This window comes from Arthrobacter sp. FW305-BF8 (genome assembly GCF_021789315.1).
Taxonomy (GTDB): domain Bacteria; phylum Actinomycetota; class Actinomycetes; order Actinomycetales; family Micrococcaceae; genus Arthrobacter.
The window spans coordinates 1-22780 of sequence record NZ_CP084561.1 but is presented as its reverse complement, the minus strand read 5'-3'; the positions used below and the strand labels follow the sequence as shown (position 1 = coordinate 22780).

Sequence of the window (22780 nt, the reverse complement as noted above, 5' to 3'; positions counted from 1 at the left end):
CCGTGACCACGCCGCGAACTCCGTCACACCGGGAAGACAACATCCCGGTGACCAGTCAGCGCGTCCTCAACGGGCGCTATGAACTTGGCGAACTCATCGGCCGCGGAGGCATGGCCGATGTACACCGTGGCCTGGATACCCGGCTGGGCCGGACCGTTGCCATCAAGCTGCTCCGCCCCGACCTGGCCCGTGACCCCCAGTTCCAGGCCAGGTTTAAACGTGAGGCCCAGGCCGTCGCAGCCCTGAACCATCCGTCGATCGTTGCCATCTACGACACCGGGGAACACACTGTCCCGGGCGACGCCCATGACCAGGTCCGCGTTCCGTACATCGTCATGGAGTTCGTGGCGGGCAAGACGCTCCGGGACCTGATCCGGGCCAGCGACATCACCATTGACCAGGCGGTGGAGTACACGCTGGGTGTCCTGTCTGCACTGGAATACAGCCACAAGGCCGGAATCGTGCACCGGGACATTAAACCGGCGAACGTGATGTACTGCGCGAACTCGGACATGGTCAAGGTGATGGACTTCGGCATCGCCCGCGCGGTGGCCGATTCGTCCGCAACCATGACCCAGACCCAGGCGGTGGTGGGCACCGCCCAGTACCTGTCGCCGGAGCAGGCGCGCGGTGAGGCGGTGGATGCCCGCAGCGACCTGTATTCGGCAGGCTGCCTGCTGTACGAAACGCTGACTGGCCGGCCGCCCTTCGTGGGTGAAAGCCCGGTATCCGTGGCGTACCAGCATGTCCGCGAGAAGCCGGAACCAGCCAGCAACTTCAATCCGGAGATCTCCCGAGCGTTGGACAGCGTGCTGGAAAAGGCGCTGCAGAAGAACCGTGCCGACCGTTTCCAGGACGCCGCGGCCTTCCGCCGTGCGCTGAGGGCCGCTAAGAACGGGATCCCGGTTCCGGCATTGTCGCCAAGCGAAGCGCCGACGGACCCCAATGACATTCCTGAGCCGCACCGCACGCCGCCCACCGAAGCGTTTTCCATGACCGGAGCCAGCTTCCTCGACGACGCTCCCACGGGCCGCCTGCGCCGAAGCCGGGACAGCGACGATGATGCCTCCGTGCTGCCGACCGAGGCCGCGGCGGTCTACGAGACGGCCGAGCACGATGAACTTCCGCTCGGCCTGCCCCGCGAACGGGAGCGCTCGGACTTACAGAAGTCCCGCCGTCGGGCCTGGATCACGACCTTCGTGATCTTCACGCTCCTGGTGCTGGCCGGCGGCGGCCTGTGGTTCTACAACTTCCTCAACCAGCCCCCTGCCGAACCAGTGCGCGTCGCGATTCCCGCGGTGGAGAAGCTCTCCGAATCAGAGGCGCTGCAGGCGCTCTACGACGCGAAACTGCGGCCGCAGATCAAGCGGGTGCAGCACGACTCGATCGCCAAGGGCACCGCCATTGGCACTGCGCCGCCGGCGGGATCGTCGCTGGAACCGAACTCGGAAATTGTCCTGAACATCTCGTCAGGCCCCAGTGCCGTCAAGATCCCGGCGACGCTGCCGGGACGGACGGAGGCGGCAGCCCGCGATATCCTGCGGCAGGCGGGACTGGTAGGCGCGCCGTCCACCACCATGGCCAACAGCGCCACTGTTCCGGCGGGCCTGGTGATCACCACCAAGCCGGCGCCGGGCCAGCAGGTGGCGGTGGGGAGCACCGTTGAGATCCTGCTGTCCACAGGCAAGGTGGCCATGCCGGAGCTTCGCGGCATGACCCGTGTCGAGGCCGAGGCAGCGCTCAAGGAGCTCGGCCTGGTTGCCGTCATCAGTGAGGTGGAGAACTCGCAGGTCCAGCCGGGCAAGGTGACCAGTCAGAGCGATCCGATCAACTCACTCGTGGAGCAGGGCAAGGCCATCACCGTGACGGTGGCGAAGGCCCCGGCGCCGGCACCCACCCCGACGCCAACCCCCACGGCGACGGCGACCCCGACCCCGACGCCGACACCGAGCCCCACGAAGGGCAAGTAGGGCCCGCCGAGCCGAATCCTAGTGCTGGATGAGGGGGCTGAGCTTCGCTGCCCGTCCGGCGGCACCCTTCATGCCAAGCGACTCGAGCCAGTTGCCCAGCATCTGGTAGCCGCCCTCAGTTAACACGGACTCGGGGTGGAACTGGACACCGCACAGTGGCGCGGTGCGGTGCTGCAGCCCCATGATGACGCCGCTAGCGGTTTCCGCCGTGATCTCCAGGATCTCCGGAATCGTGTCCCGGACGGCGGCCAGGGAGTGGTAGCGCGTGGCCGTCACGGGGGAGGGCAGGCCGGCAAACACGCTGGCCCCGTCGTGCTGGACCAGGGAGGTCTTGCCGTGCATGAGCTCCGGGGCATGAGTCACCCTTCCGCCGTACGCCTCCGCAAGGGCCTGGTGCCCGAGGCAGACGCCGAACATCGGCTTCGTCTTCTCCCCGCACCAACGGATCAGGTCGATGCAGACGCCCGCTTCGGACGGTGAGCCCGGGCCGGGCGAGATGAGCACGCCGTCGCGCGTTTCTGCCATTTCGATGGCCTCGGCGAGGGTCACATCATCATTGCGGACCACTGTTGTCTCGGCGCCCAGCTCCTGGAGGTAGCCCACCAGGGTGTAGACGAAGCTGTCGTAGTTGTCCACGACGAGTATCTTTGCTGTGCTCATGGGTTTCTTGGCGTACCAATCGTTGAGTCGGTGAATTGGGTGAACTGGGACATCCAGGGGAAAAGGAACTCCACCATCAGGAACAAGGCGCCGGCGGCCAGCAGCAGCGACGTGAGGACGCGGACCCAGAGCGGGCCCGGAAGGTGACGGAATATCCAGCCGTACATGCCTAGCCTTCCCCCCGTGCGCGTGCCACCTGGGCTGTGATCTCCGCGGGCGGCCCCGCCGACGCCGGCTGCCAGCGGTCCAGCACCGAATAAGCGATGATCCGTTCCTCGGAGCCGAAGCGGGGATTGCAGCTGGTCATGGTGAGAAGCCTTTCGGTGGGACGCACCCCGGGCTGGTTGGGCACCGGGAGGAGGACATCGGCTTCGCTCGGCAGAACAATGCGGTTGTTGCGGAACACATAGACGTAGTAACCGTCCCGCGTCTGGACATAAATCTTGTCCCCGGGAACCAGCGTGTGGATATTGTCCAGCACGGCGCCGTGCGTCTGCCGGTGGCCTGCCACGGCGAAGTTACCTAGGGCGCCGGGCATGGACGTGTTGCCGTAGTGGCCGAGGCCCAGGGTGTCCAGGACGTCGCCGCTGGTGCCCTCGACAATGGGCCGGGTGTAGTTCTCCCCAAACCGGGGAATGTACATGATCCCGATGGTTCCGCCGTGCCCGGGGGCTTCTCCCACCACCGGCGCTCCATAGTCCTTCGGCCCGGAGGCGGCCGCGCCGCCCGTGGCAGCCGGTGTGGGCGCGGGCGCCACCGGACCACCCAGGTCCCTGGCAAAGTCCTTGACGGCGGCGGTTTGCTTCGCATCGGACTCTACGTTGGTCCACCAGAGCTGCCACGCGACAAACAGGAGCAGCACGATGCCGGCGGTGATGAGCAGCTCGCCGAAGATCTGGACGGCCTTCCGCAGGATTACGACGCCGGTTGCCGGCTTGGCGGTTGCCGTCACCTTCTCCTGCACTACCACGCGATCTCCTTCAAGGCGGTTGCGGGGCACCGGCGCGGGCTGAACTACAGCTAGAATTGGCTGCTAGTAAGACTTCAGACCTGACCAAGAGTGTGCAGACCGCCGGTAATCCCCTTCCAGCAGGATATCAAGCCCCGGTCCCTCCTCTTGTTTCAGCCGCCAAGGAGGACATGTGCCCGAGTCAAAGCCACGTAAGAAGACTGCCCGCCCGGCCGAGCCCGTTTCCACCGAGGCCTACAAGCCGAACCCCGTCTGGTTCAAGCCGGTCATGTTCGGCCTGATGATCATCGGGCTGCTCTGGATCATCACCTTCTACATCAGCGAAGGCCAGCTGCCTGTGCAGGCATGGGAGTCCTGGAACATCCTGGCCGGGTTCGGCATCGCGATCGTCGGCTTCCTGATGACCACCCGCTGGCGCTCCTGAACCGACGCCCATGACCGCGGAAGGCATCATCATCGGCGAGGATGGCCTGGCACGTCCGCCGTGGGCTTCCACGGATCCCCTTCTGCGCGAGTATTACGACACCGAGTGGGGCCTGCCCGTCCGGGACGAGCAGGGCCTCTACGAGCGCATCAGCCTCGAAGCTTTCCAGGCGGGCCTGTCCTGGGCCACCATCCTGCGCAAACGCCCCGCCTTCCGTGCGGCCTTCTACGACTTCCATCCGGAAACCGTGGCCGCTTTTACCGAGGCCGACGTCGAGCGCCTCCTTCAGGACCCCGGCATCGTGCGAAACCGCCTCAAGATCCGTGCCGCCATCACCAATGCCCGGGCAACCATAGCGTTGCGGGACGAGGGCGGCCTCGTTGACTTTGTCTGGGGGTTCCAGCCGACCTCGACCCCTGCCCCCGCCACCTATGCCGATGTGCCCACCACGTCCCCCGAATCCATCGCCCTCTCCAAGGCGCTGCGGAAGAAGGGCTTCGCCTTCGTGGGGCCAACCACCATGTTCGCCCTGATGGAAGCCATCGGCATGGTGGACACGCACCTGGTGGACAGCCACCGCAGGGGAACATCAGGGGTCTGGGCCTGACCGCTGCCTGGCGCCACACTCCGGGCCAGCCAGTCCCTGCCCCCACCGGTCCACACATGTTGGTAAAGATATCCACAGTGTTGATAACTTCTCCGACTGCGGCCCCCGGAAACGGCCCTGCATGCCCGGCTGGCCGCGCCCGGAAAGCCAAACTTGCATTTTCCAAGTTATTAACAGTTGTGGAAACGACTGTGGAAAACCCCGGCGCTCAGCCCTTTTGAGGCCGGACGGGATGCTGGCTGGTGATGGACACGCGGTTGAAGGCGTTCATCGCGATGGCCAGCCAGCTCACGGCCGAGTATTGCTCGTCGGTGAGGTGCTCCCGCGCGTAGGCGTCCTCCAGCTCGCGCGTGCGGGCATCCGGGAGAACCGTGATGCTCTCGGCCAAGGCCAGCGCCGCCCGCTCGTGGGCCTCAAACACCGCGGTGTCCCGCCAGGCTGGCAAGACCGCCAGGCGCTGTGTGGATTCACCGCCCTTGACGGCATCGGCGACGTGCATGTCGAGGCAATACGCGCAGCCGTTGACCTGCGATATCCGGACATTGAGCAGTTCGATGAGATGTTCGTCCAGGCCGGCTTCGAGTACCGCTTCCTTGGCCTTCAGCCCGAGCCCATTCAACGCCCGCCACGCGGCGGGGTGGTGCTTGTCCAGGAAGATGTGGCTGTGGGTAGTCAAGTCATTGCTCCTTGGACGGGGTTCATCGGCTGCCTGTGAGTCAGAGACTACACGGGGCCGCTGCGCAGCGGCCGGTTATCCACTTAGCAACAGGCGGCTACCCACAAGTTATCCACAGGTGGGGAAAACTTGTGGGTAGCGGAGGCGGAAACGCCAGAATCTGGGCGTTGGGAAGCTCGCCAACCCTTACGTGAGACCTGCGTGGGTTATTAACAATGTGAATAACCCTGTTGAAAGGCCGCCTGATTATCCCCTTCACCCGCGCCCACATGCCTGGTTATGCCCAGGGCACCGCGCTCCGGTCAGATTTGGGCAAAGTTGTCCACTTAACCACAAGGGCGGGGACCAAAGTTATCCACAGGTGTGGACGGAAGCGTGCAAAACGGCCGGAAGTGGCCCCGCCGCCCGCCATGCCGGGGGCTGGCCCGCGACTTACAACTGTGTAAGTTATTAACAATGTGGATAACCGCTGTGGAAAACTGGCGGGCGCCGAACGTCCTAACCGCGGCCCGTGGACACAAAAATGCCCCCGCTTCGGAAAGCAGGGGCATTAGGGGGAGCGGCACTACGAGGAGGCCCTCAGAAGCTGTCAGGACACCACGAGCACGCGGTACCAGGAAACCACGACCAGCAGGGCCAGAACGAGCGCAAGCCCTCCGGCCTGCAGAATGTTGCGCCGCGGGCCGCGCGGGGCATAGGCAATGACGGCTGCGCACAGGGCGCCGGTGATAAAGCCGCCGAGGTGGGCCTGCCAAGCGATCTGCGGCACCATGAAGCCGATGACGCCGTTGATGGCGATGAGTACCCAGAGCTGTCTCGTCTCACCGCCGCGGTGCCGCTGCACCACGAGCATGGCGCCAAACAGTCCAAAGATCGCACCGGAAGCCCCAACCAGGCCGACGGGACCGCCCTCGGGCAGGATTGGGGTCATAAGCAGGTATCCCACCGACCCGCCGATGGCGGACAGCAAATAGACAGCAAGGAAACGGATCCGTCCCAGCAGCGGTTCCAGCGCCTGGCCGAAAATCCACAGCGTGTACATGTTCAGGACAATGTGCAGCAGGAAGCCCTGGGAGTGCAGAAAGGCGGAGGTAAGCATGCGCCATGGCTGGAACACCCCGTACTCGGGCGTTGCGTAAACCGACGCGTAAGCGAGCGTCCGGAACACCGCATTCCCGGGAAGCACCCACTGCAGAACAAACAGGAGTGCACACGCCGCGATGATCGCGAACGTTACTACAGGCTTGCCGGAGGCAACGGCGCCGCCGTAGACGGTCCGGGCTGTCGGCGTCGTACGCCTTGCTTCGTTGACGCAGTCAACGCATTGGAACCCGACGGCGGCCGCGCGCTGGCACTCGGGGCATGCCGGCCGCCCGCAACGCTGGCAGCTGACATACGAGGGCCGGTCCGGGTGCCGGGGGCACACCGGTGCCTGCGCTGACGGCTCCGCCGCCGGAGTTCCGTAGCTCATGGGGCTAGAGCTGCTCGATATCGATGCTGTTGATGGTCACATCTTCAACCGGGCGGTCGCCCATGCCTGTGCGGACACCTTCAATGGCGTCCACAACCTTCTTGGATTCCTCATCGGCAACTTCGCCGAAGATGCTGTGCTTGCCCTGCAGCCAGTCGGTGGGGATGGTGGTGATGAAGAACTGTGAACCGTTGGTTCCCTTGCCCATCTGGATGCCGGCGTTGGCCATGGCCAGCTTGTAGGGTGCGCTGAAGCTCAGCTCGGGGTGGATCTCGTCGTCGAAACGGTAGCCCGGTCCGCCGGTGCCGCGGCCCAGGGGGTCGCCGGCCTGGATCATAAAGTCCTTGATGATGCGGTGGAAGATGGTGCCGTCGTAGAGCGGCGTGCCGGTCTTGTCCTCGCCGGTCTCCGGGTGGGTCCAGGCCTGTTCGCCGGTGGCCAGTCCGACGAAGTTCTTAACAGTCTTGGGCGCATGGTTGCCGAAGAGGTTCACGACGATGTCGCCGAGGCTGGTGTGGATGGTTGCTTTTGCAGTTGCTGAGGCAGTCATAGGGCCATTCTTTCACGGCGGGTCAACGCGGACGCGGGCGGAAAAGACAGTTCCGCGCTGGGTGAAATCCACCGTGAATCCGCCGGAACGATAGCAGCCCGGCTATTCGTGCACGTAGGCTAACAACAGAACCGTCACATTAATCGGGAGGTAGTTGTGAAGAAATCGGATCGTATTGCCCGCGAACTGGAGTTGTCGGTCAGTTCTGCAGTCGAGAACGCAAAAGACCGCGTGGAAGCAGCAGTGGACTGGGCAGTTCCCCGCCTGCAGCAAGGCATTGATACCGCTTCCCCCAAAATCCAGGAGGGGCTCAAGGTGGCGGCCCATAACCTTGCCGGCGGAGTTGCAACCGTGACGCCCCGCATTCAGGACGGCCTGGCACAGCTTGCACCCAAGATCCACGACGTCGTGGAGGGTGCCACACCGCGCATGCACGAGGCCCTGGACCGGGCAACGCCCGTCATCACCCAGGCCCGCGACCGCGTGGTGGTGGAATACCTTCCCCGATTCTCCGACCAGATCGGAACCGCATCCGAGGCCGTCCACCGGACCCTTGAGGGCACGCCGGCACGGATCGACGCTGTGGCCCAGCGACTCGGCGACGTCGGCATCATCCACACCATCCAGGAACAGGCGAATCTGGCTGGCGGGCACCTGAAGTCGGCCGCGTCCGAGGCCGGCCGGGCGGTGACCGGCAAGGCGCTGGTGGTGGAGCCGGAGAAGCCGAAGAAGCGCGGCCTCCTGATTGTCGGTGTAATAGCCGCTGCCGTGGCAGCCGGGGTTGCGGCGTGGAAGGCTTCCAAGCCGGTCGAGGACCCCTGGAAGACCCCCGCACCCGTGACGCCTGCACCGTCAGCCTCGGAGGTCACCACCCCCGCGGCGTCAGCCACCGGTGTTGGATCGGCTGCCGAGACGCCGGCGCCGGTTCCGGCTACCCCGGCTGGCAGCTCTGCCTCCGCGGCCGCCGATACACCGCTCGATGCTGCCTTTGCACTGGCCGCCGAGGACGAAGCCGACACTTCTGCTGACAAGGCGAAGCACGTTGCCGAGGACGCTGACTCCGACGCCGGTGAAGTTGCCACTGATGCCAAGACCGCGGTGAAGAACATCGCATCCGACATCGAGAACGGTGCAGACAAGAAGTCTTAGCCACTTGCCCGCAAGGGCATTAACAGGAGGGGTTCCGCAGCCGCGGGGCCCCTCCTGTCGTCTGCGCGGGCGTATCCGCACCGCTCCGCCTGACAGGCACGGTGCCGCCGGAATGGAAAGCATCGGTGCTAAGTTTGAGGTGATGTCACCCGATAGATCCGCAGAGGATGCCTTGACTGACACTGAGCCGCGCGTATCCATTGTTATCCCGGCCTACAACGAGGAAGGTGTCATCCGGCAGTGCCTCATCGCGGCGGTGTACCAGTCGGTTCCGGCGCACGAGATCATCGTGGTGGACAACATGTCCAAGGACCGCACAGCGTCGATCGTCACGCAAATGCAGCAGGAGTATCCGGAAAGCCCCATCATCCTCCTCCGCCAGGATCGGGAGCAAGGACTCATTCCCACCCGCAACTTTGGCCTCGACCACGCCACCGGGGACATCCTGGGCCGGATCGACGCCGATTCAGTGGTGGAACCGGACTGGGTGGAGCAGGTACAGAAGGCCTTCGAGGACCTTTCCACCTCAGCTGCCACCGGCCCCGTCGTCTACTACGACATGCCGATGCGGCGTTTCGGCCTCAAAGCGGATGACAAGATGCGCCAGCTGATGCTGAAGCTGGCCAAGCACCAGTACCACTTCCTGTTCGGATCCAACATGGCACTCCGCCGGTCCGCCTGGGAAACAATCCGCAGCGAATGCTGCCGGGACGAAAAGGACGAGATGCACGAGGACATCGACCTGTCCCTGCATCTCGCTGACCACGACCTCAAGGTCCAGTACTGGCCACAGATGGTCTCCGGGATGTCGGCCCGCCGGCTCGAGGACTCACCCCGGGACTACCGCTATTACGTGACGCGCTTCGACCGCACCTACAAGGCCCACAACGTGAAGAAGATGGCCCTCAAGGCGCCCATGGTGGTGTTCTTCTCCGTGTATTTCCCCGCCAAGCTCCTGCGCGCCATCCACACCGTCAACGCCAGCCAGCCAATCCGCCGCGGCGGTCAGTAACGCCGGCGGGGGCCGGGCGTCGTCAGTCAGCCCCCAGCTCCGCCAGCGGGCGTTCCTCCGGCGGCTTGCTCCGCCCGGCCTTGCCAGCATTCCTTTGTCCGGCCACCACGACGGCGAGGCCCACGAGAATGAGCGCCAGCCCGGCGTAGGTGCCCGCCGGCAGCGTTTCGTTCAGGAACGCGGCAGCCAGCAGGGCCGCTCCCGGTATTTCCAGCAGGATGATCATGGACACCAGCAGAGGGCTCATGGTGGCCAGCAGGTGGTTGAATGCCGTATGTCCCACGAGCTGGGCGCACACGGTGATGGCCAGAATCCCGAGCCAGCCGCCGGCGTCGAACCCGGACAGGGGCTGGTTGGTGAAGATCGCCAGCACCGCGACCAGAGCAGCACACATGCCGTAGCAGAGGGCCGTGTACGTTCCGGTCGTCATGCTCTGGCGGGCCCGGCCTCCGGCCAGCGTGTAGATTCCCGCGAGGAGCCCGCCGGCCATGGCCAGGAGATCGCCCAGCAAGGCGTCCGGGGAGGTTCCCATGTCGAAACCGGTGATGGCCACGACGCCGCCGAAGGCAATGCCCAGGCCCACCAGGACCTGCCAGCGGTGCCGCACGCCGCGGAAGAGCTGAATGATGGCGATCCAGGCGGACTGCAGGCAAACCAGGGCGGTAGCGGCGGCCACGGAGGTCAGCTGCAGGGACGTGATGAAGCAGGCGAAGTGGAGGGCCAGGGCCACCGCCGCGACGAGCGACCAGCGCAACTCATAGCGCCCGATGCGGCCAAACTGGCGCGGTTCCCGGACCAGCGTAGGGGTGGCCATGACGGCTGCCGCGATGGCGTTGCGCCAGAAGGCGATGGCGAGGGCCGTGACTGTGGTGGCACCGAGTGTTGCGGCAATGAGCGGTCCTGACGAGGCCACGCCCAGGACACCCAAGGCTGCAAGGAAGAGATTCACGCTTCCACAGTAGTGCGCCCGCTGGTTGAGCCTGTCGAAACCGGCCCCGCTGGTTGAGCCCGTCGAAACCAAGGCAAAGAAAAAGGCCCCGGCCGTTTCCGACCGGGACCTTCCTTATGGTGGAGGCACGGGGACTCGAACCCCGAACCCCCTGCTTGCAAAGCAGGTGCGCTACCAATTGCGCCATGCCCCCATAAGAAGCAACCCGTCCATCATACCCTAGTTCCGGAGCCTGGCTTACCAGCTTCCGCACCGGGATCCAGGCTATTCAACCTTGTCGGTTGATTCGCTCCAGACTGTTTTCCGGGCTTCGGATTCCTGCACCTTTTTCTTGTAGAGGAGGGCGCCTGCGACTGCAGCTGCAATGACCAGCAACTTCTTCACATGCACCCCGTTCCGGCTTGATTCCTGTGGAATCCGGCCTAAACCTCGTCTTGAACCTGTGCGGGTTCCGTGGGCGTACCAGGACTTGAACCTGGGACCTCTTCGTTATCAGCGAAGCGCTCTAACCGCCTGAGCTATACGCCCCGATGCCTCATCGGGCCGAGACATGACTCTACAGCACATCCCGGCCCGATCTCAAATCGAGGCATTCCACCGGAGTTTTTCCGCGGAAATGCAGGGTTTTTAGTCGTCGGTGAGGGTCACGCCGATGCCGCCGACAAGCGTCGCCGAGATGTTGTACAACACGGCCGACAACATGGACAGGGCGGTCAGCAGGACCACGTTCACGACGGCAATAATGGTCGCGAAGGATGCCACCTGGCCAAGCGATGCGACCTTCTTCAGTTCGAAGCCGCCGCTCTCAGAACCGGCGAGCGTTCCCAGCAGGCTGTCCACCTGGTCGAAAATGCCGGTCAGGTCCAGCACTGTCCACAGGACGATGGCGGCCACCACCGTGACGATGCCAAGCGCGACAGACAGCAGGAAAGCCATCTTCAGCACAGACCAGGGGTCAACCTTGCTGACCAGAAGCCGTGCGCGGCGCGCCTTGGCCTTCGGAGCAGGCTTGACCAGCCCCTGTGCACCCGGCGCGCCCTGGGGGCGCTGTCCGGGGGCTGCCGGGCGCTGTGCCGGCGCGGCCGGCCGCTGGCCCTGTCCTGCGGGCGCCGGGCGCTGCGCCGCACCTGCAGGACGCTGGCCCGGAGGGCCTGACGGCGTGGCCGGGCTCTGCTGGGGACGCACCGGGGCATTCACCCGGGGAGCGGACGCCGGCTGACGCATCCCGCCGGGACCATTACTGCTCGGCTTGGGATATGAGTCGGAATTGCTCACTCGTTACCTCCGGTGTTGTCTTCGTTCGCCTCAGCATCGCCGGACGTTCCTTCTGCTTCATCGGCCAGTCCTGAAGGCGCCTCTGCGGCTTCCTCGTCTGGTCCGGCATCTTCAGCCAACGTTACGTCATCAGCAGCGATAGCCAAGATTTCTGACGCACTCGGTTCATCGGTGTGGTCGGCCTCGGATTCACGCTCTGCACTGGCTTCAACTTCCTCTTCGAGGCCGCGTTCGGTGTTGCGGGCCACCTCGATGATGCGGTCGTTCTTGTCCGGCTTCGCGAAGATGACGCCCATCGTGTCGCGCCCCTTGGCGGGGACGCCGGCCACTGATGAGCGGACTACCTTGCCGCCGCCCATGACCACGAGGACTTCGTCTTCCTCCTGGACCACAAGGGCTCCCACAAGGTCGCCGCGTTCCTCCGCAAGCTTGGCTACCTTGATGCCAAGGCCGCCGCGGCCCTGCAACCGGTATTCCTCGACGGCGGTGCGCTTGGCATAGCCGCCTTCAGTCACCACAAAAACGTAGGAGCCCTCGGCCACCACGTTCATGGCGAGCAGTTCGTCGTCCTCCCGGAACTTCATGCCTGTCACGCCGGACGTGGCACGTCCCATGGGCCGGAGTGCGTCATCGGTGGCCGTGAAGCGGATCGACTGGCCCTTCCGCGAGACCAGCATGAGATCGTCCGTCTCGGAGACCAGCTGCGCAGAGACCAGTTCGTCCTCCTCCCGGAGGTTGATGGCGATGACGCCTGCGGACCGGTTGGTGTCGTAGTCCTCCAGCCGGGTCTTCTTGACCAGGCCGCGCTTGGTGGCCAGCACCAGGTACGGCGCGTGCTGGTAGTCCTTCAGGTCCAGCACCTGGGCAATGTGCTCGTCCGGCTGGAAGGCCAGCAGGTTTGCCACGTGCTGGCCCTTGGTGTCGCGGCCGCCCTCGGCCAGTTCGTAGGCCTTGGCCCGGTATACGCGGCCAAAGTTGGTGAAGAAGAGCAGCCAGTGGTGGGTGGTGGTGACGAAGAAGTGTTCCACCACATCATCGCCGCGCAGCTGGGCGCCCTTGATGCCCTTGCCGCCGCGCTGCTGCGAACGGTAGTTGTCGCTCCGTGTGCGCTTGACGTAGCCGCCGCGGGTGATGGTGACCACCACTTCTTCTTCGGGAATGAGGTCTTCCATGGACATGTCACCGTCGTAGCCCATCAGGATCTGGGTGCGGCGGTCGTCCCCGTGCTTGGCCACGATCTCGGCGAGTTCCTCGCTGATGATCGAGCGCTGGCGCTCCTCCGAGGCGAGGATCGCGTTGTACTCGGCGATCATTGCCTCGAGCTCGGCGTGGCGGTCCTGGATCTTCTGGCGTTCCAGGGCAGCCAGGCGGCGGAGCTGCATGTCGAGGATGGCGCGGGCCTGGATCTCGTCGATTTCCAGCAGCTGCATCAGGCCATCGCGGGCTGCCTCCGTAGTGCTCGAGGCGCGGATCAGCGCAATGACCTCGTCCAGCATGTCCAATGCCTTGAGGAGGGCACGCAGGATGTGCGCTTCTTCCTCGGCCTTGCGCAAGCGGTAGCGCGTGCGCCGGGCGATGACATCCAACTGGTGGGTGACCCAGTGCCTGATGAAGGCATCGAGGCTGAGAGTGCGCGGCACGCCGTCCACGATCGCCAGCATGTTCGCGCCGAAGTTTTCCTGCAGCTGGGTGTGCTTGTAGAGGTTGTTCAGCACCACCTTGGCGACGGCGTCACGCTTCAGGACGATGACCAGGCGCTGCCCGGTGCGGCCGGAGGTCTCATCGCGGAGGTCGGCGATGCCCTGGACTTTTCCGTCCTTGACCAGCTCGGCGATCTTGATGGCCAGGTTGTCCGGGTTGGCCTGGTAGGGCAACTCGGTGACCACGAGGCAGGTCCGCCCCTGCAGTTCCTCCACGTTGACCACAGCGCGCATGGTGATGGAGCCGCGGCCGGTCCGGTAGGCGTCCTCGATGCCCTTGTGGCCCAGGATGGTGGCACCCGTAGGGAAATCGGGTCCCTTAATGCGCTTCAGCAGTTCCTCGAGGAGCTCCTCGCGGCTGGCGGTCGGGTTGGCCAGGTACCACTGAACGCCGTCCGCCACCTCGCGGAGGTTGTGCGGCGGGATGTTGGTGGCCATGCCGACGGCGATGCCCGAGGACCCGTTGACCAGCAGGTTGGGGAACCGCGCCGGGAGGATGGTGGGTTCCTGGTTCTTGCCGTCGTAGTTGTCCTGGAAGTCGACGGTCTCCTCGTCGATGTCACGGACCATCTCCATGGCGAGCGGCGCCATCTTGGTTTCGGTGTACCGCGGAGCCGCGGCACCGTCGTTGCCGGGTGAGCCGAAGTTTCCCTGGCCCAGCGCGAGCGGATAGCGCATGGTCCAGTCCTGGATCAGGCGCACCAGGGCATCATAAATCGCCGTGTCGCCGTGCGGGTGGTACTGGCCCATGACCTCGCCCACCACACGGGCGCACTTGTTGAACGCACGGTCCGGGCGGTACCCGCCGTCGAACATCGCGTACAGCACGCGGCGGTGGACGGGCTTCAGCCCGTCGCGTACGTCCGGCAGCGCTCGGCCGACGATGACGGCCATCGCGTAGTCGAGGTAGGACCGCTGCATCTCTGTCTGCAGGTCGACCTGCTCCACGCGGTCGACCAGCACGTCGCCCTCCAGAACCGGCTCCGTGTCGTCCGGAGACTCGGCCGGGACCTCGGGTGTTTCGTCACTCATAGTCTGTGTTTTCCGTTTCAGGTATATGTCTGTTCTGGAATATCAGGCGCGGAAACCGCTAGATATCGAGGAACCTGACGTCCTTGGCGTTCTGCTGGATGAAGTTTCTGCGGGACTCGACATCCTCACCCATCAGCACGGCGAAAATCTGGTCTGCGGCGGCTGCGTCCTCCATGGTGACCTGCAGCAGGGTGCGCCGGTCCGGGTCCATGGTGGTGTCCCAGAGTTCGGTGTAGTCCATCTCGCCCAGACCCTTGTAGCGCTGGATGCCGTTTTCCTTGGGAATGCGGCGCCCTGCGGCCTGGCCGGAAACCAGAACGGCGTCACGCTCACGGTCGCTGTAGACGTAGTCGTGCGGAGCGTTGGACCACTTGATCCGGTACAGCGGCGGCTGCGCGAGGTAGACGTAACCGTTCTCGATCAGCGGGCGCATGTAGCGGAACAGCAGGGTCATCAGCAGCGTGGTGATGTGCTGGCCGTCAACGTCGGCATCAGCCATCAGCACGATCTTGTGGTACCGCAGCTTGCTCAGGTCGAAGTCCTCGCCGATGCCCGTGCCGAACGCGGTAATCATGGACTGGACCTCGTTGTTGCCCAGCGCCTTGTCCAGGCGTGCCCGCTCCACGTTCAGGATTTTGCCGCGCAGCGGAAGGATGGCCTGCGTTTCGGGGTTGCGCCCGCGTTTGGCCGAACCGCCTGCCGAGTCGCCCTCCACCAGGTAGACCTCGCACTTCGAGGGATCCTTCGAGGAGCAGTCGGAGAGCTTGCCCGGCATGCCGAACGACTCCAGCGGGCTCTTCCGGCGCGCATTGTCACGGGCCTTGCGCGCGGCCATGCGGGCCTGCGCGGCGGATATGGCCTTGCGGATCACGTCACGCGCGGGCCCGGGGTTGCGTTCCAGCCAGTCCCCGAGCTGATCGGTGACCACGCGCTGGACGAAGCCCTTGACTTCGGAGTTGCCCAGCTTGGTCTTGGTCTGGCCCTCGAACTGCGGCTCGGACAGCTTCACGGAGATGACGGCCGTCAGGCCTTCGCGGATGTCGTCGCCCGTGAGGTTCTCTTCTTTTTCCTTGATGATGCTCTTATCGCGCGCGTAGCGGTTGATAAGTGACGTCATGGCAGCGCGGAACCCTTCTTCGTGGGTACCACCCTCATGCGTGTTGATGGTGTTGGCGTACGTGTGCACGCTTTCGGAGTACGCGGTGGTCCACTGCATGGCCATTTCGACGGCGATGTGCCGCTCCACGTCCTCGGTCTCGAAGGCGATGACGTCCTCGTGGACCACATCCACCTTTTTGCTGGAGTTGAGGTGCTTGACGTAGTCAAGGAGACCGTCGTTGTACTGGTAAACCACCGTGCGGTGCTCGGCCAGGACCTCGCCCTCGGTGAGGACGCCGTCCAGGTCCAGGTCGCCGGCTTCGTCCGTGCCGGCTGCCGCCTGGCGCTCGTCGGTGAGCGTGATGCGCAATCCCTTGTTAAGGAAAGCCATCTGCTGGAACCGGGCGCGCAGCGTTTCGAAGTCGAATTCCACGGATTCGAAAATGCTCGCATCCGGGTAGAAGGTTTGACTGGTTCCGGTCTCGCTGGTCTCCTCACCCTGGACCAGGGCGCCCTGGGGCTTGCCACCGTCGGCAAAGGCCATCCGCCAGACGTGGCCCTGGCGGCGGACCTCGGTGTTCACGCGGGAGGAGAGGGCGTTGACCACGGAGATGCCCACACCATGCAGGCCACCGGAAACGGCGTATCCGCCGCCGCCGAACTTTCCGCCGGCGTGCAGGATGGTCATGACCACCTCGACGGTGGGCTTGCCCTCGGTCGGATGGATGTCCACCGGGATGCCGCGGCCATCGTCGGTTACTTTGACGCCGCCGTCCGCCTGCAGAACAATCTCGATGTGCGTGCAGTAACCCGCGAGGGCCTCATCCACCGAGTTGTCCACCACTTCGTACACCAGGTGGTGCAGGCCGCGCAGACCGGTGGAGCCGATGTACATGCCCGGCCGTTTGCGTACGGCCTCGAGGCCCTCAAGAACCGTGATGTCGCTGGCGCCGTATTCCCGCGGCGTGGCAGTCTCAGCCGGGTTGCCAGCGGTTGGGGCATCCTCCGTCACGGGCTCCACTGCCTCGATGTCTGCATTGTCGTTAGCCACAGGCGCTTTCGACTCCTCTATGTTCGTTGATGGCCGGCCTCCGCCGTCCGCCGAAGCAAGGGCGGCCGCCAAAAGGCACGTCACTGTAGCGCCAGCTACTTGGTCAACCTGCGGAACCGCTCCCGCTCATGAAAAAAGCGCGGGAAAACGGACTCAGTCAACGTTTCACCCGCGCCCAGTTATCTAGGGGAATTCTATCGTGAAACGCGGCTGTTTCCTGCATTGGCGGGGCGCGGACGCGGCCCGATGTGCCTCTCGCTGGCCATTGACTCCGCCTGCAAGGCTCCAGCAGACCACGTTTTGGGCTCCTATACGGCCGACGGCGGTTTGAGCGCCCTGCACGCCGTTTCCGGTTTCGCTCTTATCCGTAAGTGTCCCGGGGGCCGCGGCCGTTGACGGTACGCCCGCCCTTGCGCCAGCTCGGTGCCGCCGGGCCCAGTACCTGGATGCTCGTGACCACGCCGTCACCGAGTTCGGAGCGGAACTTTTCAAGCAGGCTCATGCTGAGCAGCCGGAGCTGCGTCGCCCACGCCGTGGAGTCACACCTGACATGGAGGGTGGTATCGGTGAAGCTCTCCGGGGTGCAGTGGGCAGAGATTTCCGGGCCCACGAGCGCCGGCCACTCAGCCATGACCGAGCCCACGGCCACCGGGGAGGTCCAGCCGCGTTCGGCGACCAACCGCCCCACGACTTTTCCCAGTCCCAAGGGATCGCGTCCGGTGGAGTGGAACTGGCTGAAGCCCCGCGTTCCCCCGGAACCCGATCGCGGTTTTTGACTGGCGCCGGCCCGCGGCGGCGCCTTCCGGCGGATCTCGCCGCGGGCTGCCGCTGCCTCACGCATTCTGTTCAGCGCCGCCTGGGCGGCATCGATTTCATCGGGATCGCGGCCCGGCTGCAGGCCGCCGTCCTTATCCCTGTTCATCGATTCCTCCCGGGATTACCTTCACCCGCCGGCCCGACAGCTCGTCCGGAATATCGGCGTCCACCGCGGCGGTGACCAGCACCTGCTCGGCGCCGGCAACTATTGCGGCCAGTTTACGCCGCCGCTGGACATCCAGTTCGGCGAAAACGTCGTCGAGGATGAGGATCGGTGCGGAGCCTCCGGTGCGGGCGTCGTCGAGCATGACGTAGTAGGAGGCCAACCGGAGGGACAGGCACATGGACCATGTTTCACCGTGCGACGCGTAACCCTTGGCCGGGGCCTGGCCCAGCACGAGTTCCAGCTCGTCCCGGTGCGGACCCACGAGGGAGATTCCCCGTTCGCGTTCCTTGCGGCGGGATGCTGCGAAGGCCTGCACGTAGCGTTCGGCAAGCTCATCCACGGACAGCAGACGCAGATCCTCGGCCGGGTTTCCCGGCCCGGATGGTGCCGTCGAAGCGCTGGCCGGCTCGCCGTCGTCGTCCATCATGTTTTGCAGCGTTGAGCGATAGACCGCATCGGCGGCCTTCGAGCCATCGGTGAGCTGGGCGTAGGCATTGTTGAGGTGCGGCCGGAGTCGCTCGACGAGTTCCAGCCTGGCGTGCAGCAGCTCAGCCCCGGCGCGTGCCATGTGCTGGTCCCAGACATCGAGGGTGGCTTCGTGGCCAGCCGTGAACTTGCCGGCCCGTGCCGACTTCAGCAGTGCGTTCCGCTGTTTGAGTACCCGGTCATAGTCGCTGCGGGTGGCAGCGTGCCGCGGAATCAGGCTGACCAGGAGCTCGTCCAGGAACCGGCGCCGGTTCGACGGATCGCCCTTGACGAGCGCCAGGTCCTCCGGGGCGAACAGTACGGTGTGGCAGATGCCCAGCAGGTCGCGCGCACGGACCGGGTTGCTGCGGTTGATGCGTCCGCGGTTGGCCCGGCCGCCGTTGATTTCGAGCTCCAGGATGGTGGACTGTTCGCCGCGGACCAGCTTCGCCCTGATCAGGGCACGGTCGGTTCCGAAGCGCAGCAGGGGCCCGTCGGCGCTGACCCGGTGCGAACTCAAGGTGGCCAGGTAGCCGATGGCCTCCATCAGGTTGGTCTTGCCGATGCCGTTGGAGCCGACCAGGACCGTGACGCCCGGGTCAAACCGGAGATCCACCTGCGCGTAGCTGCGGAAGTCGGTCAGGGACAGGTGTTCTAGGTACACTACTTGGCTGGACGGGTGGCATGCCCGCCGAACTGGTGGCGCAGTGCGGACACCATCTTCATGGCTGGCGAATTGTCCTCGCGGGAAGCGAAGCGGGCGAACAGCGCGGCGGTAATGGCCGGAGCCGGAACCGCATTGGCAATGGCCTCTTCCACCGTCCAGCGGCCCTCACCGGAGTCTTCGACGTAGTCATCGATCGAGGCCAGACCCGGATCCTCGTCCAGGGCCTTCACCATGAGGTCGAGTAGCCAGGACCGGACGACGGTTCCCTTCTGCCAGGCGCGGAACGTTCCGGGAAGGTCCGTGACGATTTCCTTGGCGGCGAGGAGTTCGTAGCCTTCGGCGTAGGCCTGCATCAGGCCGTACTCGATGCCGTTGTGCACCATTTTCGCGTAATGGCCTGCGCCGACGCCGCCCACATGGACGAAGCTGTCGGCGCGGTCACCTTCCGGGCGGAGCGCATCGAAGACGGGGAGGGCACGTTCGATGTCCTCGGCGTCGCCGCCGGCCATGAGGCCGTAGCCGTTTTGCAGTCCCCAGACGCCGCCGGAGACACCGCAGTCTGCGAAGCGGATGCCCTTTTCGGCCAGGGCCGCGGCGTGCTTCTGGTCCTCGGTGAAGCGGGAGTTGCCGCCGTCGATCACCATATCGCCGGGCTGCAGCTTCGCACCGAGCTCCGTGACGACAGCATCGGTGATTTCACCGGCAGGAACCATGACCCAGATCAGGCGTGGCGCAGGTAGTGCGGCGATGAGCTCGTCGGTGGAGGCGACATCGGTGACCTCGGGGTTGCGGTCGAAGCCAGTGACATCGATCCCGCCCTTGCGCAGCCGTTCGCGCATGTTGAAACCCATTTTTCCAAGGCCGATCAGTCCGATATGCATCGTGAGAACTCTTTTCTGCGCTAGTAGGAGGGTGGGTAGCTCAACTGCGTGGGCCCACGCCGCCAGGGTTCCCTGGCCGAGCTTGCGAGGCGAGGGGGCGGTGGGGATCAGTTGGGCAGGCGCACCGGCATCACGAGGTAGCGGTAGTCGTCCTGGTCTTCACCGTCGATGTCGTTCTGAGCGGTGATCATGGCGGGCTTCGGCGCAGTGGTGAACGAGAAGCGCACGAACTTGGTTTCAATCACGCTGAGGCCTTCAACGAGGTAATGCGGGTTGAAGGCCACGGTGATGTCTTCGCCGGACAGCTGTGCCTCAAGCTCTTCGGAGGCCTGCGCGTCCTCGCCGGTGCCGGCGTCGAGGTGGAGCTGGCCCTGTGTGAACGCGAGCCGGACCGGGGTGTTGCGTTCGGCAACGAGTGAGACTCGGCGGACGGCCTCCACTAGTTCCTGGGTCTGCACGGTGGCGTGAATCGGCGTGGAATCCGGGAACAGCGAGCGAATCTTGGGGTAGTCGCCGTCGACCAGCAGTGACGTGGTGGTGCGGCCTCCGCTTTCGAAGCCGATGAGCCGGCTGTCGTCCTCGGTGATGGCCAGGTTGATGTCGCCGCTGCCGCCCAACGTCTTGGCAACCTCGTTCAGCGTCTTGGCTTTGACCAGGGCGCTGGTGGAGATGCCCGGAGTGACGGGCTTCCACGGTACTTCGCGCATGGCGAGCCGGTAGCGGTCCGTGGCCAGGAGGGTGATGAGGTCATCCTCGATCTCCATGCGGACGCCGGTGAGGATGGGAAGGGTGTCGTCTTTGCTGGCGGCGATGATCACTTGCGACACGGCCTGCGCGAAGGCGTCGCCGGCGACAGTACCGGTGATGGTGGGCAGCGCAGGCAGGGGCGGGTATTCCGCCTCAGGCATGGTGGCCAGGTGGAAACTGCTTCGGCGGCAGGTGAGGGTGACCTTGTTGCCGTCGGTTTCGATGTCCACGGGCGCCGACGGAAGGCTGCGGCAGATGTCCGCGAGCAGGCGGCCGGAAACCAGGATGGTGCCTTCGTCCCTGACGTCGGCAGGAATCTCAAGCCGGGCTGAGGTCTCGTAATCGAAGCTGGACAGGCTGACGGTCCCGGATTCGGCCTTGAGCAGGAGGCCGGAGAGCACGGGTACTGGCGGCCGCGGAGACAACGACCGGGCTGTCCATGTGACGGCTTCTGCCAGGACGTCCCGTTCGACTCTGAACTTCACGGAAGGGTGCCGCCTTTCATTGCTGCTGCCATTTTCTGAACGGGAACTCGCAAGGAGCCCACAAGACCGGTGCCCCCGAAGTCCCGGAACCTGCATGGTCCGCGCATGGCCGACCGCAAACAAACCCAGGGATGGGAGCGCTGCAGACAGCTTAGCCGGAACAACAGGGATTTCCCCATCCCCGCCAGTGATGCCGGCTCTGCCGGCGGCCAATTGCCGATGCTTTGGCCGGTGCGGTGGAGGTCAGGGAACGAGATTGTTATTTGAGGGATTTCAATTTTTTGGGATTAGTAGTGTTAATAACTGCTGTGGAAACTGTGGATAACCCGGTTTCACGGCTCGGATCCGGGGTTAAGCCCTGTTCATGGACTGTGGGTTCGGCACGTTTTAAACAGGGTGTGGATGGGGACAACGTTTTTGGCCTGGTGCGGTGATCCACAGACGCCTTAAGGGTTTTAGCCCATTAACCGCGGTTGTCCCCTTAACTGTCCACAGGGTTATCCACACGCACCTGTTAATAAGGTTAAGAACCGCGGATCAGGAGTCGCGCTGCTGCTGTTTGATCCGGTTGGTGAGCTCGGTGACCTGGTTGTAAATCACACGCCGCTCGGCCATGAGCTCACGGATCTTGCGGTCGGCGTGGATCACGGTGGTGTGGTCGCGGCCGCCGAGCTCCTGGCCGATCTTGGGCAGCGACATGTCAGTCAGCTCCCGGCACAGGTACATGGCGATCTGGCGGGCGGTCACAAGCGTCCGGGTCCGCGACTTGCTGCAAAGCTCCTCCATGCTGAGCTTGAAGTACTCAGCCGTCTGCTGCAGGATCTGGCCCGACGTGATTTCCTGGGCGCCGTCGTCGGTGATGAGGTCCTTGAGCACCATTTCCGCGAGGGCCACGTCCACCGGCTGGCGGTTGAGGCTGGCGAACGCCGTCACCCGGATGAGGGCGCCTTCGAGTTCGCGGATGTTGCTCGCGATCTTCGAAGCGATGTATTCCAGGGCGTCGTCCGGGGCGGAGAGGCCTTCGCTGAGCGCCTTTTTCCGGAGGATGGCGATGCGGGTTTCCAGTTCGGGCGGCTGGATGTCCGTCAGCAAGCCCCACTCGAAGCGGGACTTCATCCGGTCCTCGAAGCCTGCCAGCAGCTTGGGAGGCTGGTCCGAGGTGATGACCACCTGCTTGTTGTTGTTGTGCAGCGAGTTGAACGTGTGGAAGAACTCCTCCAGCGTCCGGTCCTTGCCGGCCAGGAACTGGATGTCGTCGATCAGCAGGACGTCGACGTTGCGGTATGTCGTCTTGAAGCTGGCGCCCTCATCGTCACGGATCGAGTTGATGAAGTCGTTGGTGAATTCCTCGGAGTTGACGTACCGGACGCGGATGCCACTGTAGAGGCGCCGGGCGTAGTGGCCGATGGCGTGCAGCAGGTGGGTCTTGCCCAGGCCTGAATCGCCGTAGATGAACAGTGGGTTGTATGCCTTCGCCGGGGCTTCCGCCACTGCGACGGCTGCAGCGTGGGCAAACCTGTTGGAGGAACCGATCACGAAGGTGTCGAAAACGTACTTGGGGTTGAGCCGGCCAAACTCGTGCGAGGTGCTCGGCAGCATGGGCTGCGGCTTCTGTTCGACGGACGGATCGTTCGCGAGGGAAAGCTCGACGGCGGGTTCCGGCTCTTCGTGGATGGGCACCAGATCGGTGTCCACGTCGATAGCGCAGCGGATGTCGTCCGAGAACACGTTCCGGAGCGCGTCATCCAGCGCGTCCTTGACCTGGGTCTGGAGCACTTCCCTGGTCAGTTCGTTGGGCACGGCAACGAGAAGGGTGGAACCGATGAGGCCCTGCGCCTGGGCGAGGATGACAAAGCCGCGTTGCCGCGGCGAGACGCGGTCGTCCTGTTCGAGAAGATTCACCACGCGCCGCCAGGAACTTCCGACAGTGTTGGCGTGGTTGGCTTCGTCTACTGTCAT

20 protein-coding genes and 2 tRNA genes are annotated in these 22780 nt (G+C 64.6%); 5 read left to right on the top strand and 17 right to left on the bottom strand.

Annotated elements, in window-relative coordinates; all coding sequences use genetic code 11:
* Positions 1-2: 2 nt before the first annotated feature.
* Positions 3-1970, top strand: a complete 1968-nt coding sequence (gene pknB / locus LFT45_RS00110; RefSeq protein WP_272912732.1) for a Stk1 family PASTA domain-containing Ser/Thr kinase — start codon at positions 3-5, stop codon at positions 1968-1970.
* An 18-nt stretch (positions 1971-1988) separates the two neighbouring features.
* On the opposite strand, the gene LFT45_RS00105 is transcribed toward pknB, so the two are convergent.
* Together LFT45_RS00105 and LFT45_RS00100 are read right to left on the bottom strand one after the other, a co-directional pair.
* On the bottom strand, positions 1989-2630 hold the full coding sequence (locus LFT45_RS00105) for an aminodeoxychorismate/anthranilate synthase component II (RefSeq protein WP_236805949.1): 642 nt from the start codon (positions 2628-2630) through the stop codon (positions 1989-1991).
* Positions 2631-2799: 169 nt separating this feature from the next.
* Complete coding sequence (locus LFT45_RS00100) at positions 2800-3600, bottom strand: class E sortase (protein WP_236805948.1); 801 nt, start codon at positions 3598-3600, stop codon at positions 2800-2802.
* 172 nt (positions 3601-3772) lie between these two features.
* Here LFT45_RS00100 and LFT45_RS00095 point away from each other — a divergent pair, with 172 nt between their 5' ends.
* Both LFT45_RS00095 and LFT45_RS00090 read left to right on the top strand, forming a co-directional pair.
* On the top strand, positions 3773-4024 hold the full coding sequence (locus LFT45_RS00095) for a cell division protein CrgA (protein WP_102972605.1): 252 nt from the start codon (positions 3773-3775) through the stop codon (positions 4022-4024).
* A 10-nt stretch (positions 4025-4034) separates the two neighbouring features.
* On the top strand, positions 4035-4631 hold the full coding sequence (locus tag LFT45_RS00090) for a DNA-3-methyladenine glycosylase I (protein WP_236805947.1): 597 nt from the start codon (positions 4035-4037) through the stop codon (positions 4629-4631).
* A gap of 208 nt (positions 4632-4839) precedes the next feature.
* Here the strand turns inward: LFT45_RS00090 and LFT45_RS00085 are convergent, their stop codons facing one another.
* From LFT45_RS00085 to LFT45_RS00075, 3 genes are all read right to left on the bottom strand, one after another.
* A complete protein-coding gene (locus LFT45_RS00085) occupies positions 4840-5307 on the bottom strand; it encodes a carboxymuconolactone decarboxylase family protein (RefSeq protein WP_236805946.1) in 468 nt (155 codons plus the stop codon).
* 589 nt (positions 5308-5896) lie between these two features.
* Positions 5897-6778 carry a rhomboid family intramembrane serine protease gene (locus LFT45_RS00080; protein ID WP_236805945.1) on the bottom strand — a complete coding sequence of 294 codons (882 nt, stop codon included), beginning with the start codon at positions 6776-6778 and terminating at the stop codon, positions 5897-5899.
* Positions 6779-6782: 4 nt separating this feature from the next.
* Positions 6783-7328, bottom strand: coding sequence for a peptidylprolyl isomerase (locus LFT45_RS00075; RefSeq protein ID WP_102972601.1), 546 nt, complete (start codon positions 7326-7328; stop codon positions 6783-6785).
* 156 nt (positions 7329-7484) lie between these two features.
* On the opposite strand from LFT45_RS00075, the gene LFT45_RS00070 reads away from it, so the two are divergent.
* Positions 7485-8477 (top strand): hypothetical protein, encoded by a 993-nt coding sequence (locus LFT45_RS00070; RefSeq protein WP_236805944.1) that lies wholly within the window; start codon positions 7485-7487, stop codon positions 8475-8477.
* A 142-nt stretch (positions 8478-8619) separates the two neighbouring features.
* A complete protein-coding gene (locus LFT45_RS00065; protein WP_236805943.1) occupies positions 8620-9489 on the top strand; it encodes a glycosyltransferase in 870 nt (289 codons plus the stop codon).
* A 22-nt stretch (positions 9490-9511) separates the two neighbouring features.
* Here LFT45_RS00065 and LFT45_RS00060 read toward each other — a convergent pair whose 3' ends face one another.
* From LFT45_RS00060 to dnaA, 12 genes are all read right to left on the bottom strand, one after another.
* Positions 9512-10438, bottom strand: coding sequence for a DMT family transporter (locus LFT45_RS00060; protein ID WP_236805942.1), 927 nt, complete (start codon positions 10436-10438; stop codon positions 9512-9514).
* Positions 10439-10555: 117 nt separating this feature from the next.
* Positions 10556-10631, bottom strand: a tRNA-Ala gene (locus tag LFT45_RS00055).
* Positions 10632-10702: 71 nt separating this feature from the next.
* Entirely contained in the window at positions 10703-10822 is a 120-nt protein-coding gene (locus LFT45_RS00050) for a DLW-39 family protein (RefSeq protein WP_223256960.1), read from the bottom strand.
* A 70-nt stretch (positions 10823-10892) separates the two neighbouring features.
* A tRNA-Ile gene (locus LFT45_RS00045) sits at positions 10893-10966 on the bottom strand.
* Between the two features lie 99 nt (positions 10967-11065).
* A complete protein-coding gene (locus LFT45_RS00040) occupies positions 11066-11713 on the bottom strand; it encodes a DUF3566 domain-containing protein (RefSeq protein WP_236805941.1) in 648 nt (215 codons plus the stop codon).
* Positions 11710-14445, bottom strand: a complete 2736-nt coding sequence (gene gyrA, locus LFT45_RS00035) for a DNA gyrase subunit A (RefSeq protein WP_236805940.1) — start codon at positions 14443-14445, stop codon at positions 11710-11712. Before gyrA ends, LFT45_RS00040 begins: the two co-directional genes overlap by 4 nt.
* Before the next feature lie 58 nt (positions 14446-14503).
* Positions 14504-16594, bottom strand: a complete 2091-nt coding sequence (gyrB, locus tag LFT45_RS00030) for a DNA topoisomerase (ATP-hydrolyzing) subunit B (RefSeq protein ID WP_272912731.1) — start codon at positions 16592-16594, stop codon at positions 14504-14506.
* A 361-nt stretch (positions 16595-16955) separates the two neighbouring features.
* Positions 16956-17516 carry a DUF721 domain-containing protein gene (locus tag LFT45_RS00025; protein WP_236805939.1) on the bottom strand — a complete coding sequence of 187 codons (561 nt, stop codon included), beginning with the start codon at positions 17514-17516 and terminating at the stop codon, positions 16956-16958.
* On the bottom strand, positions 17503-18705 hold the full coding sequence (gene recF, locus LFT45_RS00020) for a DNA replication/repair protein RecF (RefSeq protein WP_102972594.1): 1203 nt from the start codon (positions 18703-18705) through the stop codon (positions 17503-17505). The genes LFT45_RS00025 and recF overlap by 14 nt, the downstream gene beginning before the upstream one ends.
* The gene (gene gnd / locus LFT45_RS00015) at positions 18705-19589 is read right to left on the bottom strand and encodes a phosphogluconate dehydrogenase (NAD(+)-dependent, decarboxylating) (RefSeq protein WP_236805938.1); all 885 of its coding nucleotides are present in this window, start codon (positions 19587-19589) and stop codon (positions 18705-18707) included. Before gnd ends, recF begins: the two co-directional genes overlap by 1 nt.
* Positions 19590-19696: 107 nt before the next feature.
* A complete protein-coding gene (dnaN, locus tag LFT45_RS00010) occupies positions 19697-20821 on the bottom strand; it encodes a DNA polymerase III subunit beta (protein WP_236805937.1) in 1125 nt (374 codons plus the stop codon).
* Between the two features lie 537 nt (positions 20822-21358).
* Positions 21359-22780, bottom strand: coding sequence for a chromosomal replication initiator protein DnaA (gene dnaA / locus LFT45_RS00005; protein ID WP_236805936.1), 1422 nt, complete (start codon positions 22778-22780; stop codon positions 21359-21361).

Excerpts from the sequence above, each read along its gene's own strand:
- gnd (WP_236805938.1), bottom strand. The coding sequence starts at position 19,589 with ATGCATATCGGACTGATCGGCCTTGGAAAAATGGGTTTCAACATGCGC.
- dnaA (WP_236805936.1), bottom strand. The coding sequence starts at position 22,780 with ATGACAGTAGACGAAGCCAACCACGCCAACACTGTCGGAAGTTCCTGG.
- LFT45_RS00080 (WP_236805945.1), bottom strand. The coding sequence starts at position 6,778 with ATGAGCTACGGAACTCCGGCGGCGGAGCCGTCAGCGCAGGCACCGGTG.
- LFT45_RS00090 (WP_236805947.1), top strand. The coding sequence starts at position 4,035 with ATGACCGCGGAAGGCATCATCATCGGCGAGGATGGCCTGGCACGTCCG.
- gyrA (WP_236805940.1), bottom strand. The coding sequence starts at position 14,445 with ATGAGTGACGAAACACCCGAGGTCCCGGCCGAGTCTCCGGACGACACG.
- LFT45_RS00065 (WP_236805943.1), top strand. The coding sequence starts at position 8,620 with ATGTCACCCGATAGATCCGCAGAGGATGCCTTGACTGACACTGAGCCG.
- LFT45_RS00075 (WP_102972601.1), bottom strand. The coding sequence starts at position 7,328 with ATGACTGCCTCAGCAACTGCAAAAGCAACCATCCACACCAGCCTCGGC.
- LFT45_RS00105 (WP_236805949.1), bottom strand. The coding sequence starts at position 2,630 with ATGAGCACAGCAAAGATACTCGTCGTGGACAACTACGACAGCTTCGTC.
- LFT45_RS00025 (WP_236805939.1), bottom strand. The coding sequence starts at position 17,516 with ATGAACAGGGATAAGGACGGCGGCCTGCAGCCGGGCCGCGATCCCGAT.